The organism is Peribacillus sp. 05N428, from assembly GCF_056397085.1.
The window spans coordinates 133,057-147,691 of sequence record NZ_JBFTMS010000004.1 but is presented as its reverse complement, the minus strand read 5'-3'; the positions used below and the strand labels follow the sequence as shown (position 1 = coordinate 147,691).

Sequence of the window (14,635 nt, the reverse complement as noted above, 5' to 3'; positions counted from 1 at the left end):
TTATATGTAAAAATCCTATTCGTTCACTTTTACCATTGCAGGTCGAATCACACGGTCTTTAAGAAGGTATCCTTTTTGGAATTCCTCGACGACGATGTTCGAACCGAAGTTTTCATCTTGAACTTGCATGACCGCTTGATGCAAACGCGGATCGAACTCTTCGCCAACCGAACTGATCGGTTCGATGCCTTCTTTAGCCAATGCACCAGTAATTGCTTTATAGACCATTTCCATGCCGGAAAGCAAGGATTTCGTCTGTTCATTTTCCGCTTCGATTTTTGTTGCTCTTTCAAAATTATCAAGAGCCTCCACTAAATCACTAGCAATACTTTGAACTCTATATTTTTGAGCCGCCTCCATATCAAGCTTGGCACGGCGTCTTGAATTATCAAAATCGGCCTGCAGACGAAGATAACGGTTATCCATTTCTTCGATTTTCGCCTCAAGTTCGGCAATTTTTTCATGAGCCAATTGAAGTTCATCTTTTTCAACCGGACCATCGTTTTCTTCCGCTGCTGGAATTTCTTCTTCAGCGAAAACTGCTTCTGCAGCGCTTTCCTCGATTGTTTCATTTTCCAATGTTTGTTCTTCGTTTTTATTTTCTGTCACAATCTCACCTCCCTAAAAGGGTTATACAATTTATGCTAAAGTAATATGCCAGGCCGCGGAATATACTCCTCCGCCACCTTAACAATATTACCTTTGCTACTATTTTTGATACAGTTTGGTCATCAGGGCCGTTAAATCTTTCGAGAAAAACGAAAGCAAACTGATCACTCGCGAATATTCCATTCTCGTTGGACCCAATATGGCCAATGTGCCAACTTGCTCCTGCCCGATTGAGTAGGTTGCCGTAATCAAACTGCAGTCATCGAGCACTGTGTTTTGATTTTCACGGCCGATCTTGACGTGGATGCCTGATGGATTTTGAGTAATTAGTTCATAAAATCCCTGTTCCTGCTCAATCATCGATAAAAGCGTGCTTACTTTCGCAATATCATGGAACTCCGGCTGCCTCAGCATATTCGTTTTCCCGCCGAAAAATATTTTTTCGGGCTTTGTGTCCGTCAGGGTCTCCGCAAGGACCGAGACCATCGATCCATAGTTATGAATGTGGCGGCTCAATAGAACGGCAACTTCCTTATAGATCTTATCCTTTAGATCAACTAGCGGAACATCGACCAAACGGGAATTCAATATGTTCACCATCTTTTCAATTTCGTTTATATCAAAAGAAGGCGGTAAGGAAATCATTCGATTTTCCACATGACCTGTATCCGTAATAATGATGGCTATTGCCGTTTCAGGACTTAAGGGAATGATCTGGATTTTTTTCAGCTTATGCTCATTCACTTTTGGTCCGAGTACAATCGCCGTATAATTCGTCAGTTCCGAAAGTATTTTCGCTGACTTCTGAACGATCTTTTCCAATTCATAAATTCGTTCTACAAAAACGGATTTTAAAATCTTCACTTCATTCTTTTTCGGAGCTTGAGGAGAAAGTAAATGATCCACATAATATCTATACCCTTTTTCAGAAGGGATCCTACCGGAAGAAGTATGGGTTTTTTCTAAAAATCCCATTTCTTCAAGGTCAGACATTTCGTTGCGAATTGTGGCAGAGCTGAACGTGATTTCATCTTTCTTCGACAAGCTTCGTGACCCGACTGGCTGGGCAGAATGGATGAAATCCTCGATTATCACTTGTAGAATCAATAATTGACGATCAGTTAGCATGTATGATCACCTCTGTTAGCACTCTGTCTCATCGAGTGCTAATATACTAATAAATTATCAAATGCAGCTTATGATGTCAACAATGAAAACCGCTAATTCATCGTTAAAATAACATGGATTTCCTTCAGTCGGAATCAATAACGCCTAAAAATGTTTGGAACACTTCATTTCCTAGCAGTTTGCCCCGCTCAGTCAAGCGCACGAACCCACCTTCCACCTTAAGCAAACCCTTTGCCGATCCTTCTTCGAGCGGTTTCCTGAAAATCTCCGTCATTTCTACAAAAAATTTATTCTTGAAGATTTCCAATGAAACTCCTTGCGTTTTCCGGAGACCCAAAAACATCTCCTCTTCCATCCGTTCATGAAGCGGTACTGGGTGTTCTTCCAACACAGGCAGCTCGTTCGAAAGCAATGGAGTGATATATTTCTTCACAGGCCCATGATTGGCCACCCTTTTACCTCCAGTATAGCCATGTGCACCAGCACCAATCCCATAATACTCCACATTATCCCAATATGTCAGGTTGTGCCTGCTTTCAAACCCAGCCCGGGCAAAATTACTGATTTCATATTGATGCAGACCATGCTTCTCCATCTCTTCCATCAGCCTCTCATACATCGAAGCCTCGAGCTCCTGCGGCGGCAGGTTTAATTTACCTCTTCGCATCTGATTATAAAAAACCGTCTTCGGCTCAACGATCAATGAGTAGCTTGAGTAGTGCGGCAATTGAAGGGCGATCGCTTTATCGAGCGTATCCTTGAAATCTTCCATCGTTTGGCCCGGCAATCCATAAATCAAATCGATGCTTATATTCGTAAAGCCAACTTCTTGAGCCAAATGGATCGTTTCATATACTTCTGAAGCCCGGTGAGTCCGGCCAATTCGTTTTAATAATTCATCATTGAAGCTTTGCACTCCAAAGCTAAGTCTATTGACCCCTGAATCATAAAGTATCTTGAGTTTTCCCCTTGAAAGATCCCCGGGATTGGCTTCAAATGTATATTCAGCCTTCTTAGAATCAAAGGGCAGGGTTTCATTGATTGCTTCACATAAGAATGCAAGCTGCTTTTCATCCAGTGAGGTCGGTGTCCCTCCACCGACGAAAACCGTATCCAAACCTGCAGTCGGGTATTTGGAAAGCTGCATCACCATTTCCCTTTTCATCATCTGTAAATATTCGTCGACCGGCTGTCCCTGCAAAAATACTTTATTGAAATCACAATAGTGACAAATATGTTCACAAAATGGTATATGGAGGTAGGCGCTTTTGATCATTGTGTTCACAACCTTTTAATCGAATGAGTCGATAGAAAAAGAGGCTAGATCTCCTCTACCCTCTTTTTTCTAACTATCGTTTATTTTATTTATTTTTTTGGTGTCGTATCATCCATTTTCAAAACAGCCATGAAAGCTTCTTGCGGAACTTCAACGGAACCTACTTGTTTCATCCGCTTTTTACCTTCTTTCTGTTTTTCGAGCAACTTACGTTTACGGGAAATATCGCCGCCGTAACATTTAGCCAATACGTTTTTGCGCATTGCACTAATCGAAGAACGTGCGATGATTTTTTGCCCGATCGCCGCTTGGATCGGCACTTCGAATTGTTGCCTTGGAATCAATTTCTTCAATTTTTCAACAATGACTTTACCGCGTTCATAAGCAAAGTCCTTATGAACGATGAAACTTAAAGCATCGACAGTTTCAGCATTCAGTAAGATATCCATCTTCACAAGCTTGGACGGTTGGTAGCCGATCAGCTCATAATCGAATGAAGCATAGCCTCTTGTATTGGATTTCAATTGATCGAAGAAATCATACACGATTTCCGATAATGGAATTTCATAATGAATGCTCACACGAGTCTCATCGATATATTCCATATCAATGAAGTTACCGCGTTTATTTTGACAGATTTCCATGATCGCCCCGACAAACTCCGTCGGTGCCATCATCGTCGCTTTGACATATGGCTCCTCGACACGTTCGATCTTTTGAGCATCAGGCATATTGGACGGGTTATCCACTTTCAGGACCGTTCCGTCCGTTTGCACCACATCATAAATAACACTCGGTGCAGTGGTGATCAGATCGATTTTGAATTCACGTTCAATCCGTTCCTGGATGATTTCCATATGAAGGAGCCCAAGGAATCCGCAACGGAAACCGAAGCCCAATGCTTGCGATGATTCCGCTTCGAACTGCAGCGCTGAATCGTTCAATTCCAATTTCTCCAATGCATCCCGTAAATCATTGAATTTCGATGCGTCAATTGGGTATAAACCGCAATATACCATCGGATTCATCTTCCTGTAACCCGGCAATGGTTCTGTCGCACTATTCACGGCACTCGTGATCGTATCACCGACAGTCGTATCACCAACGTTTTTAATGGATGCCGTAAGGAAACCTACATCACCGACGTTCAGTTCATCCAAAAGCTGTGTTTTAGGGTTGAAAACACCCAATTCGGTAACATCGAATTCCTTGCCAGTGGACATCATTTTGATTTTGTCGCCCACTTTAATGGAACCCTCAACAACACGGATATAGGCAACTACACCGCGGTACGCATCAAACAGTGAATCGAAAATAAGCGCCTTGAAAGGAGCATCCGGATCACCTTGCGGAGCTGGAACCAATTCAACTACCTGTTCCAAAATCTCCTCGATTCCGATTCCCGCTTTAGCCGAAGCCAAAACTGCATCGGAAGCATCCAATCCGATCACTTCCTCGATTTCTCCGCGCACCCGTTCCGGATCTGCACTCGGCAAATCAATTTTATTGATGACCGGAATGATTTCAAGGTTGTTGTCCAAAGCTAAATACACATTTGCAAGCGTTTGGGCCTCAATTCCCTGTGCCGCATCGACAACAAGGACAGCGCCTTCACAAGCTGCAAGGCTTCGTGACACTTCATACGTAAAATCGACATGTCCCGGTGTATCAATAAGATGGAAGATGTATTCTTCTCCATCTTTCGCGTTATATTTCAATTGAATCGCATTCAATTTAATCGTAATTCCACGCTCACGCTCTAAATCCATGGAATCCAACAGCTGACTCTTCATTTCACGCTGAGTCATGGCGTTCGTTTTTTCAATGATACGATCCGCCAATGTAGATTTACCATGATCGATATGAGCGATGATGGAAAAGTTACGAATTTTTGATTGTCTTTTTAATTTTTCTTCTCTATTCATGACGTTCACTCCCACTAGTCGACACAATACACTATTTTTTATTATATCAATAGAAAATGCAAGATTCAACAGAATAGTTACAAAAGAAGCATCATTGCAGGACAAAGTATAAAAAAAGGCTGCATCCCGGATTCGGATGCAGCCTTTTGCAGGGCACAATCAACTTATTCCCTACCTAAATCATATCAATAAGGGCCTGAAAGGCACCTGATATGGTCTCTCCAAGCGATTTGCCAATCGATGAGAAAAAGTTGAAAGCTTTCATTTCTTCAAGCTTTTCTTTTTTCGTCTCCAAATCATGACTCGTCACTTTTTCGCCAAGGATATCAGCTTCCATCTCCCCTTGGTCCGATTGGTTAATGATGAATGCACTATTCAAAGAGGGATCTTCATACCCCTTCATTTTTTTCATCCCGTCGTTGGCTTGCTGCATCCCGATTAAAACACCTAAAAACAATACGAGCACAATCCCTGTACATTTCAACCAAAATCGAACCATGATAAGAGAACTCCTTTCAAATTACCTCGCTTCCGAATCCCCGGTCGGATTATCCACTGCTTTGGCATCCCAGTAAAATTCACTGAAAACCTCGGTAAAGGCATCAACGGTCATGTACATTTCCTCGAAAGTATTATCAACACCGCCAACTTCAATTAGCATGGAATTGCCTGATAAATCCTGATTATATACTCCATTTTGACCCGCTCCGCCCTGTTTCATAACCCCTCGTGAAATTCCGGGATATTTTTTTTCCAGAGCTTTATGAATTTTATTGGCAAGTGCGGCATTTTTTTCATAGTTCGGGTTATTCCCCCCGATCACGAAGGCGATCTTGGCATACTCTTTACCTCTGATTGTAATTGTCGTATGTTTCTTCCGCTTTGAATCGCGGTGGATATCAATCAGATATTCTAAATCTTTGTTATTGGCCAATGCAGTCTCGACGGATTTCCGTGATTCTTGATACGATTTGGCATAATTCAATCCTTTATTATTCAGATTTCCCATGATATCCGTTTTATCGAGCGAGGAGCCGATCCCCTTATCAGCCAAATCTTCAACCATCCGTTCCCCGAGTTTCGTAATATTGATTTTAGAATGGTAGGCTAGGTCGGGGTCGGTCACCCCTTTTAAATATGGAAGATATGACTCCCGGTTATGACTATGGTATATCTCGACCACTTTCCGGCCATTGGTCGTTTGATTCGGCTGATTGGTCACTCCTTTATCCGGTTCTTCAATCTCATCCAGGTTTTGCAGGGATGCATCCCTTTCTTCATTCAGGACATCCACTGGCGGTGAAGATTCATACGGCATATTCGTATAATTCGTTCCTTCCCCAGCAACGAGGATCTCATTATCAAAAATCGAAAAGCCAGGAAGCTCCCTTCCCAGTAAACTTCGCGGGTCCTCAAGTGAAATGTTGGTCGAGACTTTTATCAATTGATTCGTGATGATCGATTCCTGCTTACCTTCCGGCAGGGCATTAAAAAGATAATGATTTTCGTTGGCCAGCATCGAAAACAGCATTTTTCCCGAGAATTGATTGGCTACAGTATGTACGGAGTTAGAAGATATCCGATACTCCGGTCTTAGGGAAGTCATGACCCCACTGACTGAAAAAACAAAAAGAAGCAAGGCGAGAATACCTAGAAAAGTTTTTATTATTGTTGATCCGTGAATGGCTGTTATGATTCCTGGGGAATTTCTTCTTTTCATCCTTCCACCCTCTCTATAGCTTGTCTATTAATACCTATGACTTTGCTAGAAAGGGTAGAACACCATTTTTGGGCACTGAAAGTGAATTAACGGGTGTAATAGCCGGCATTATCTTGATTTATTGAATGATGCAAGGCTGCATTTAAACCATTGGCTATCAAATTGGCCATATCCTCAATGAAAACATCGACTTCTTTCGGTGTAACCATCAAATTTTGACCAAGCGGTGACAGTACCTCATAAATCAATTTCCGTTTCTCTTCATCAGGGAGGACACCTATCATTCCCAAGAAGGTTTGGCGCTCCTTTTCACCTGGCATATCCTCTTCGGTCAGCTTTGTGCGCTTCCCAAAACTGAATCCAGCTGGTGCCAACGAGCGTGATGGCCTATCCCCTTCATTCAGTTCCTTGCCAAAGTGCTTCAAAATATAATCTATCGTATCGCTGGCAATGGATACGGCATCCACGACAGTAGGTATTCCAATTGCTATAACAGGAACTCCCAGTGTATCCTTGCTTAATTCTTTTCGTTTATTTCCCACACCAGACCCTGGATGGATGCCTGTATCCGTAATTTGAATCGTAGAATTCACCCGTTCGATCGAACGGGCAGCCAATGCGTCAACGACGATAAGGAAATCAGGATTACTTTTTTCGATGACGCCTTTTATGATGTCACTTGTCTCGATTCCGGTAATCCCCATCACCCCAGGGGAAATCGCACTGACCGGCCGATAGCCTTCCTTGACGGACTCTGGCTGCAATTCGAACAAATGTCTTGTGACCACAAGGTTCTCAACGACTGCAGGCCCCAAGGCATCGGGGGTAACATTCCAATTACCAAGACCGACAACCAAACAACTGCTTTCTTTTGTGATTTTATTCCGTTTCAAGAAGTAAGCCAGTTCGTTGGCGAACACCTTTTCCACCCGTTGCTGCGTATCCGTGTCCTGCTGGCGGATTCCCTGCACTTCGATGGTCAAATAACTGCCCTGTTTCTTACCGATTTCTTTTTCTCCCTCAGCCGTGACCTCAACTAAGGATACCTTCAGATCATCCACTTCTTTTTCCTTAATAATGACCCCTTCGATGCGGGAAACATCCACTTCCTCTACTACACCTTTATGTTCAAGGGCAATCTCCTTTGCTTCAATCGCCAAATCTGTTCGAATTCCGTATTCACTAAGGTCCAAATTATTTTCCATAACGGCCTCCTGATGTTTGAATTGTATCTAATCTAGTATTTTCAATAGTCTCTCTTAAACATTCTGTCGTTTTTGCTTTTTTATTATTCATTTTTTTGGTACAATGAATGATGACGAGATGAATTTTTTCCCGAAATTATAATTCCTTTTCGATTCTCAATCTGAAGTATTGCATATTTATGAGCAGTCTGATAGAATATCACTTGTGCTATTTGATATGGATTTGAAAAGTCGAGTTCATATAATCTCGATTTCTTTGTAGGAGGTGAACGGAATGCCAAACATTAAATCTGCTATTAAACGTGTAAAAATCAACGACAAAAAACGCGTTCATAACATTACTGTTAGATCAACTATGCGTACTACAGTGAAAAACGCTGAAGTTGCATTAGCTGGTGAAAACGTTGAAGCTGCTAAAGAAGCTCTTTTAACAGCTGCTGTGAAATTAGACAAAGCTGCATCTAAAGGATTAATCCATAAAAATGCGGCAGCCCGTAAAAAATCTCGTTTAGCGAAAAGACTTAACGCTCTTAACGCATAATGACAAAAAATTAAACGATCCAATCGGATCGTTTTTTTTTGTGCCGTTTTTTGCATAAAAAAGGTGACAGGATATCTGCCACCTTTTTTATCATCTAATTTTTAAAAGCAGCAGCTCAAGCGTGATTGCCTTATCTGCTTGGCCGGTCTTCATTTTATAATCCGCTTCCGCTAAGTCGTTCATGATGCTCAACAACTCACGTTCCTGGAATTTCCCCGTCTTTTCAAGTGCCAGCTTTACCCTGTAAGGGTGCACCTTCAGTTGACCCGCAATTTTTTGCTGGCTATAGCCCTGACGTGAAAGCTCCTTCACTTGATACATGAGCCTGACCTGACCTGCCATGACACTCAAGATCTTGATCGGCTCTTCATTCTGCCTGAGAAGATCGTGCAGTATCGTCATGGCACTCTCCATTTTCCTCTGTAACACATGATCAACAAGTGTGAAGATATTCTGTTCAAGGGATTTAGCGACCAGCTTTTCCACTACCTCGACTGTAATGTGCTTCTCAGCTTCCGTATAAAGCACCATTTTATCCAGTTCATTCGTCAGCATCATCAGATTCGTTCCTGCAAGTTCAAGTAAAAGCTCTGTAGCCTGCTCATCTATTCGGACTGAAGAAGCTTCGACCCTCTCCTTCACCCACCCCTTTAACTCATGATCACCAAGCTTCTTCGCTTCAACGAGAACCGCCTTACGCTTCAGTTCCTTGGTGATTTTCTTCCGTTCATCCAGTTTCTCATAAGGTGCGGTCAATACGACAATAGAATATGGAACTGGGTCAGCCAAGTACGCTTCCAGTCTTTTCACATTATGCTCAACTCTTGACTTCGTTTTTTCAGCTGTCAAAAAAAATGGGTTTTGCATGAAGACAAGGCGCCTTTCTCCGATAAACGGGAGGGTTTCGACATCTTCAAGCGCAGTTTCAACAGGCGTCTCTTCTAAATCAAATTGAGAAAAGTTAAAATCCATCTCATCTTCGTGAAGGACATTCTCGATCAATAGCTGCTTCGTTTCATTAATTAGATAGGCTTCCGTCCCATATAACAAGTATACTGGCGCGAATTGCCCTTTTTTTATACTTTTCCAAACGTCTAATACCAATAGAATCCGCCTCTTTACTATGTATTCTTCTCTAATGGTATAGGTGGATGGACCATTTGACAAGCTATAAAGGGAACTAGCCCTTAAAAGGGCTAATTCCGGATCTATATGAACACTTTCAAGAAAGGCCCGGGTAATCTCCCTTGAAAGCGGGTAGAGTATTCATGTAGAACAAATGAGCTTTTCGTTTTCGCTTGCTTTGTTTGTACTTTTATTTTGACCTCAAAATCCCAAACTATTTGTGACAACTCTTGTCAGTAAAGGAAATGAAGGAATGAAGCCTGTAGATTTTTTTTTGGTAATGTTTTATACTATTAGCAGAAATAGGAGGGGTAAATAATGAACGAATTCGAAAAGAATGTTCAATCAAAGACAGATGACGTCGCTGATTCCGCTATAGGATTCATCGGTTCTTTTGTATTTTTCGCTGCCATGTTCACCATAGCTGTCGTCATTAAAGCTGTCGGATCCTGATTTCATTCATTACATGCACTTATTTTTCCTGATGGGGCTGCTGCTGCAGTCTCTTTCTTTTTGATTTTCTATATACTATGGGAGAGTCTTCCGAAAGGTTCCACTGCTTTTGTAATACTTGTAAATAATAGAACCATCCTCGTCCGTCCTGAACACCTTTATGCCATTCCCCTCCAAATTCCCAATTACGTCTCCATGAGGGTGACCGTAGCGGTTATCTTTTCCAACTGAAATAAGCGCCGCTTTCGGCTGCAGCTGTTCAAGGAAGGGCGCGGAAGAAGAAGTTTTACTGCCATGGTGACCGACCTTCAAGATATCCGCCTGCAACTGCGGAAATGTTCTCAAAAGTTCCCTTTCCCCTTCTTCTCCCATATCGCCGGTCAATAACCATGACACTCCCCCAAGCTCCGTGAATAGAACGATGGATGAATCATTCTTATTTTCTTCTTGCTCAAATGGACTTAGCACAGCAAACCGCGCTCCGCCCGCCACCCATTGGTCCCCCCTTTTCAGGACGGTCATTTTCACTTTTTTCTCTCTCGCCACGGTTACAAGATCCATATCCCTGTATTGCTCTTCACTCCAGCCTCCAATGATGATCTCCGCAACTTTAAAATTATCTATTAATTCTTTTGCACTTCCCATATGATCTGCATCCGAATGGGTTAAAATCAGTTTGTCCAATTGGTGGATTCCTTTACTTTTCAATAATGGAATAATGATATCATCCGCCGTGTTGAACTTCTTTCGCTTTATCGCCCACGTATCGATTGGAAATGTAATATGCCCGCCCGTATCAATCAAATAATTACCGCGATTGAAAGGCAGGATAATTAAAATGGAGTCACCTTGTCCAACGTCGATGATTTGCACTTCACCAAAAGGTGAGAACCTTTGTAAGTTAAATTGCAAAAGTAAAAGGACGATTATCATTCCGCACCAGATTTTACTTTTTTCAAAGGATACTTCCCAAGTCAGGCATAACCCTATAAGGGAAATAACAAGTAGGAACATCATGAGGAAAGGCGGCTTTCCAAACGGAATGGAGGCGAGCGGCAATTCCGATGCTGCATCTGCGGCTTTATTGCAGAGTACGAAGGTGAAATTCAATAATGATATGAGAGGTTGACCAAAGGAAGGCAGTAATAAATGAATGAGGAGGGAAATCAGTGAAAATGGCAGCAATATGATGGAATAAAGCGGAACATACAATACGTTCAGAAACACGCCAAGTAAAGATACTTCAAAAAAATGAAAAAGCAAAATCGGAAGGGCTGCCAGTTGGCAGATGGAACTGAGGATGAACAGCTGCATCGATTTCTTCGGGTATTGCAAGAAGATGCTTGAAGACATGATAATGGAGAATGTGACCGCGAATGAAAGCTGAAAACCTATATCATAGAGCATATTAGGCCGAAAAAACAAAAGTGCCAAATAAGTCGATCCAATTGCGGCACCCGCCGAAATCCGCTTCTTGAATAGCAGGAGTAGAAAGAAAAGCATAGCCATTGAACAGGATCTCACCACGGATGGACTGGCACCTGAAAGTAACATGTAAACCGGAAGGAAGAGTAAGATGGCCAACATCATTCTTTCCCGTGTAATCCCAACCCTGATGCCGATGTAAAATAACACCCCCGTTAAAAAACTGACATGAAGGCCGGAAATCGCCAGTAAATGAACCAACCCCAACCGCTGATAATTAGTAAGGTCCCCTTCATCTATATATCTCTGGTCACCGAATATGAGCGCTGTGACAAAACCGCTCGACTCTTCAGGAAAGTGTTCTCTAATATATGCAATCCCCTTCAGGCGCAAATTACGAATCGAAAGCAGAATCGAGTTTCCACCTTCTTTGCATTCTTGAAATGAAATGGAATCCGCTTTGAATATCCAATGGGTGCCTTGGCGGAAAAGATAACGCTGGTAATTGAAACTGTTTTCATTCCTGTTTTTCTCGGGAATTTGCAATGTCCCTTCAGCCGGACAAGATAAACCGATTCTCAGAAACTGACTCAGCTTCTCCTGTTCCAATTCGGTCGTGATTTTATAACGAAGCACTAGCCGTTCGCCTTTCTCACTGCCAATGAATCCTTTTAATGAATTTCCATCTATATTCGGTTGGTCGGTAAATGTGATGATAAATTGGCTTTCCGTTCCATGATAGGCAGTTTTGTTTCGGTGATCGGAGAAGGAGGCGGCCCCTAAAAATATCCCCATGATCACCAAATGAAAACTAAGGGCCTTCACACTTAAGCCCACCGAAAAATAAAGGAAACAGAGAAAAATAAGGGTAATGATCAGCAGCCTTACATTTAAAAGAGAATGGGCCGTAACACCAAATGTGGCTGAAACGGCCAGTAAGATAAGATGTCTGGCCATGCCTGCCCCCCGTCCTATTTAATTTTCGAATATCTGATTGGCCTGCTTTTCCAGTTCCAATAATTCTTCTTTTCCCAGACCGTTTTGTTCAAGTTGAGCTAGCAATGAGAATACAAAGTCCTTTTTTTGTTTTCCATTAACATCGATGGCCCCTTTTGCTTCAACCTTCTCGGTCTTGACACCCGCCTGTTTGAATAATTCGAGGGCATATGGATGATTTTTGTAATCCTCGGCATAATAAACGGCCTTTATGCCAGCTTGGATGAGTGATTTACAGCACTGAAGACACGGAAAATGCGTCACATATATTTCCGCCTTATCAGTCGGCACCCCAAATTTCGCACATTGTAAAAGTGCATTCATTTCTGCATGTATCGTTCTGACACAATGATTATCAATTACATAACAGCCGTCATCAATACAATGCGTCCCTCCCGCAATGGACCCATTATATCCCCCGGCAATGATTCGGTTGTCCCTGACGATGGTCGCCCCTACAGTGAGGCGTGTACATGTGCTTCTTAAAGCTAATAAATGGCTTTGTGCCATGAAATATTGATCCCAACTAATTCTGTTCATGTTGTATCCCCTTACCACTAGAATGATTTTCTTCAATTTTACCCTCTTCCTATCCATTTGTGTAGCATTCATTTCACTGAAATGGAATCCCGCAACCTTTCAAACGTTTTATCGCCGATTCCCGTAACCTGCTTCAATTCATCGACCTCCTTGAATTTCCCTACCGTCTCCCTGTATTCCAGGATCGCATTCGCTTTGGATGGTCCAATTCCCGTCAAGGTTTGCAAATCTTCCTGTGTAGCAGCATTCAAGTTCACCAGTCCTCCTGACGTACCCTTAGTGACGCCATCACCAGACGTACCGGCTTGTATATTCTCCAAGTTCCCTTTGTCTTCTTCACCTATTTCCGGAACATAAATGACCATTTGATCTTCGATGATTTGGGCAAAATTAATTCTATCCTTGTCAGCCTTTTCCGTAAAACTGCCCGCAGACGAAATCAAATCAATCACCCGGTCACCTGCCTGTGCTGTAAATATGCCTGGGGACTTGACCGCTCCTTTAACGTCCACTTTAATGATCTCAGGTTCGGCAGCCGATTCATTTACACTTTGTTCCATTTCAGCTTCTTTTGCAGTAACGGAAAATATATCTTCCGTATCAGCCGGATCCTCCCCTTGTTGAGAAAAAAAGTAAATGCCCCCTGCCACAAATGCCACGGCAACGGTAATCATCGTCATTTTCCTTTTTAAAATCCCTTCCATTTCTTTACCTCCTTATTGGATTTCGCACGATACATTGTCATAGGACAGATTAAAAATACATAGTGTTTTTAGGAGAATCAATCGCTTTAAGTGAGAGGAGTTGATCGGAATTGAAGAAAATCGGTGTTATCGGAACCGGAAATATGGGTACCATTTTAATCGAGGCATGGCTGGAGGCAAAAATATTGAATCCGGCAGATCTAATCATTACAAATCGCACACTTTCCAAAGCATTGGTGCTGAAAGAGAAACACCAGGGTATCAAGGTTGCGGAAAGCGCAGCCGAAATCGTCGAACAAGCGGACTTTATCTTTCTCTGTGTAAAACCATTGCAAATTAACAGCCTATTACAAGGCATCAAACAGCATATAAAAAGGGATCAGCTGGTTATTTCCATCACAAGCCCGCTTTCCGTCTCCCAGCTCGAATCGGCAGTGAATGCACCCTGTGCCCGTTTTATCCCGAGCATAACGAACCGTGTGGGTTCAGGCGTATCGTTACTGAGTTTCAGCGAGAGCTGCAGTAAGGAGAAAGTGTCAGCTTTATTCGATTTGGCCTCCGCCATATCGGCACCGGTCATCATTGAGAATGATATCACCCGGGTAGCTTCCGATATTGTCAGCTGCGGCCCTGCCTTCTTCAGCTATTTAGCTCAAGCTTTCATTGACGCGGCTTGCCAAACGACGAAGATAGATAAAGAAACGGCTACGACTTTGACTGAGAATATGCTGGTTGGCTTAGGGGAATTGCTCGGTAAAGGGGTTTATACATTGCCGACCTTACAGGAAAAGGTTTGTGTAAAAGGTGGAATAACAGGTGAGGGGATCAAGGTTTTAGAAGCTGAAACCGGGGAAATGTTCCACCATCTTTTTCAAGCGACACATGAAAAGTTTGCAGAGGATCTTCACGAAGTTGAAAAACAGTTCGGCCATCCTTATTAATATTCGTAATCAAGATCTCAATTCCTTCTTAAAGTAAAAAAAAGAAG

General features: G+C 42.4%; 14 protein-coding genes. 3 read left to right on the top strand and 11 right to left on the bottom strand.

Going from position 1 to position 14,635, the window contains the following annotated elements; translation table 11 throughout:
- Window positions 1–15: 15 nt before the first annotated feature.
- The 7 genes from grpE to gpr all read right to left on the bottom strand — a co-directional run bounded on the left by grpE (window position 16) and on the right by gpr (window position 7,863).
- Window positions 16–609 (bottom strand): nucleotide exchange factor GrpE, encoded by a 594-nt coding sequence (gene grpE / locus AC1DIV_RS05710; RefSeq protein ID WP_230136063.1) that lies wholly within the window; start codon window positions 607–609, stop codon window positions 16–18.
- Window positions 610–708: 99 nt separating this feature from the next.
- Window positions 709–1,737: a heat-inducible transcriptional repressor HrcA gene (gene hrcA / locus AC1DIV_RS05705; protein ID WP_048682856.1), complete on the bottom strand. Its 1,029-nt coding sequence runs from the start codon at window positions 1,735–1,737 to the stop codon at window positions 709–711.
- Window positions 1,738–1,861: 124 nt separating this feature from the next.
- The gene (gene hemW, locus AC1DIV_RS05700) at window positions 1,862–3,013 is read right to left on the bottom strand and encodes a radical SAM family heme chaperone HemW (protein ID WP_477575944.1); all 1,152 of its coding nucleotides are present in this window, start codon (window positions 3,011–3,013) and stop codon (window positions 1,862–1,864) included.
- An 89-nt stretch (window positions 3,014–3,102) separates the two neighbouring features.
- Window positions 3,103–4,938, bottom strand: coding sequence for a translation elongation factor 4 (lepA, locus tag AC1DIV_RS05695; protein WP_034308543.1), 1,836 nt, complete (start codon window positions 4,936–4,938; stop codon window positions 3,103–3,105).
- 175 nt (window positions 4,939–5,113) lie between these two features.
- On the bottom strand, window positions 5,114–5,437 hold the full coding sequence (locus AC1DIV_RS05690) for a YqxA family protein (RefSeq protein ID WP_340876939.1): 324 nt from the start codon (window positions 5,435–5,437) through the stop codon (window positions 5,114–5,116).
- A gap of 21 nt (window positions 5,438–5,458) precedes the next feature.
- The gene (gene spoIIP / locus AC1DIV_RS05685; RefSeq protein WP_477575942.1) at window positions 5,459–6,658 is read right to left on the bottom strand and encodes a stage II sporulation protein P; all 1,200 of its coding nucleotides are present in this window, start codon (window positions 6,656–6,658) and stop codon (window positions 5,459–5,461) included.
- Between the two features lie 86 nt (window positions 6,659–6,744).
- Window positions 6,745–7,863 carry a GPR endopeptidase gene (gene gpr, locus AC1DIV_RS05680; protein ID WP_477575940.1) on the bottom strand — a complete coding sequence of 373 codons (1,119 nt, stop codon included), beginning with the start codon at window positions 7,861–7,863 and terminating at the stop codon, window positions 6,745–6,747.
- A gap of 274 nt (window positions 7,864–8,137) precedes the next feature.
- Here gpr and rpsT point away from each other — a divergent pair, with 274 nt between their 5' ends.
- Entirely contained in the window at window positions 8,138–8,404 is a 267-nt protein-coding gene (rpsT, locus tag AC1DIV_RS05675) for a 30S ribosomal protein S20 (protein WP_034308554.1), read from the top strand.
- A 90-nt stretch (window positions 8,405–8,494) separates the two neighbouring features.
- Here the strand turns inward: rpsT and holA are convergent, their stop codons facing one another.
- Window positions 8,495–9,508, bottom strand: a complete 1,014-nt coding sequence (gene holA / locus AC1DIV_RS05670) for a DNA polymerase III subunit delta (RefSeq protein ID WP_034308556.1) — start codon at window positions 9,506–9,508, stop codon at window positions 8,495–8,497.
- A 339-nt stretch (window positions 9,509–9,847) separates the two neighbouring features.
- Here holA and AC1DIV_RS05665 point away from each other — a divergent pair, with 339 nt between their 5' ends.
- Entirely contained in the window at window positions 9,848–9,982 is a 135-nt protein-coding gene (locus AC1DIV_RS05665; protein WP_034308559.1) for a YqzM family protein, read from the top strand.
- Window positions 9,983–10,057: 75 nt separating this feature from the next.
- Here the strand turns inward: AC1DIV_RS05665 and AC1DIV_RS05660 are convergent, their stop codons facing one another.
- The 3 genes from AC1DIV_RS05660 to AC1DIV_RS05650 form a co-directional block, all read right to left on the bottom strand.
- Window positions 10,058–12,364 carry a DNA internalization-related competence protein ComEC/Rec2 gene (locus AC1DIV_RS05660; RefSeq protein ID WP_477575938.1) on the bottom strand — a complete coding sequence of 769 codons (2,307 nt, stop codon included), beginning with the start codon at window positions 12,362–12,364 and terminating at the stop codon, window positions 10,058–10,060.
- Between the two features lie 18 nt (window positions 12,365–12,382).
- Window positions 12,383–12,943 (bottom strand): ComE operon protein 2, encoded by a 561-nt coding sequence (locus AC1DIV_RS05655; protein ID WP_340876944.1) that lies wholly within the window; start codon window positions 12,941–12,943, stop codon window positions 12,383–12,385.
- Window positions 12,944–13,011: 68 nt separating this feature from the next.
- Complete coding sequence (locus tag AC1DIV_RS05650) at window positions 13,012–13,647, bottom strand: helix-hairpin-helix domain-containing protein (RefSeq protein WP_340876945.1); 636 nt, start codon at window positions 13,645–13,647, stop codon at window positions 13,012–13,014.
- Between the two features lie 110 nt (window positions 13,648–13,757).
- On the opposite strand from AC1DIV_RS05650, the gene comER reads away from it, so the two are divergent.
- Complete coding sequence (gene comER / locus AC1DIV_RS05645) at window positions 13,758–14,588, top strand: late competence protein ComER (protein WP_323598444.1); 831 nt, start codon at window positions 13,758–13,760, stop codon at window positions 14,586–14,588.
- The last annotated feature ends 47 nt before the right edge of the window (window positions 14,589–14,635 follow it).

What these genes read in the sequence shown, in the direction of transcription:
- hrcA (WP_048682856.1), bottom strand. Translation starts at nt 1,737, where the DNA reads ATGCTAACTGATCGTCAATTATTGATTCTACAAGTGATAATCGAGGAT.
- hemW (WP_477575944.1), bottom strand. Translation starts at nt 3,013, where the DNA reads ATGATCAAAAGCGCCTACCTCCATATACCATTTTGTGAACATATTTGT.
- lepA (WP_034308543.1), bottom strand. Translation starts at nt 4,938, where the DNA reads ATGAATAGAGAAGAAAAATTAAAAAGACAATCAAAAATTCGTAACTTT.
- AC1DIV_RS05690 (WP_340876939.1), bottom strand. Translation starts at nt 5,437, where the DNA reads ATGGTTCGATTTTGGTTGAAATGTACAGGGATTGTGCTCGTATTGTTT.
- spoIIP (WP_477575942.1), bottom strand. Translation starts at nt 6,658, where the DNA reads ATGAAAAGAAGAAATTCCCCAGGAATCATAACAGCCATTCACGGATCA.
- gpr (WP_477575940.1), bottom strand. Translation starts at nt 7,863, where the DNA reads ATGGAAAATAATTTGGACCTTAGTGAATACGGAATTCGAACAGATTTG.
- rpsT (WP_034308554.1), top strand. Translation starts at nt 8,138, where the DNA reads ATGCCAAACATTAAATCTGCTATTAAACGTGTAAAAATCAACGACAAA.
- AC1DIV_RS05665 (WP_034308559.1), top strand. Translation starts at nt 9,848, where the DNA reads ATGAACGAATTCGAAAAGAATGTTCAATCAAAGACAGATGACGTCGCT.
- AC1DIV_RS05660 (WP_477575938.1), bottom strand. Translation starts at nt 12,364, where the DNA reads ATGGCCAGACATCTTATCTTACTGGCCGTTTCAGCCACATTTGGTGTT.
- AC1DIV_RS05655 (WP_340876944.1), bottom strand. Translation starts at nt 12,943, where the DNA reads ATGAACAGAATTAGTTGGGATCAATATTTCATGGCACAAAGCCATTTA.
- AC1DIV_RS05650 (WP_340876945.1), bottom strand. Translation starts at nt 13,647, where the DNA reads ATGGAAGGGATTTTAAAAAGGAAAATGACGATGATTACCGTTGCCGTG.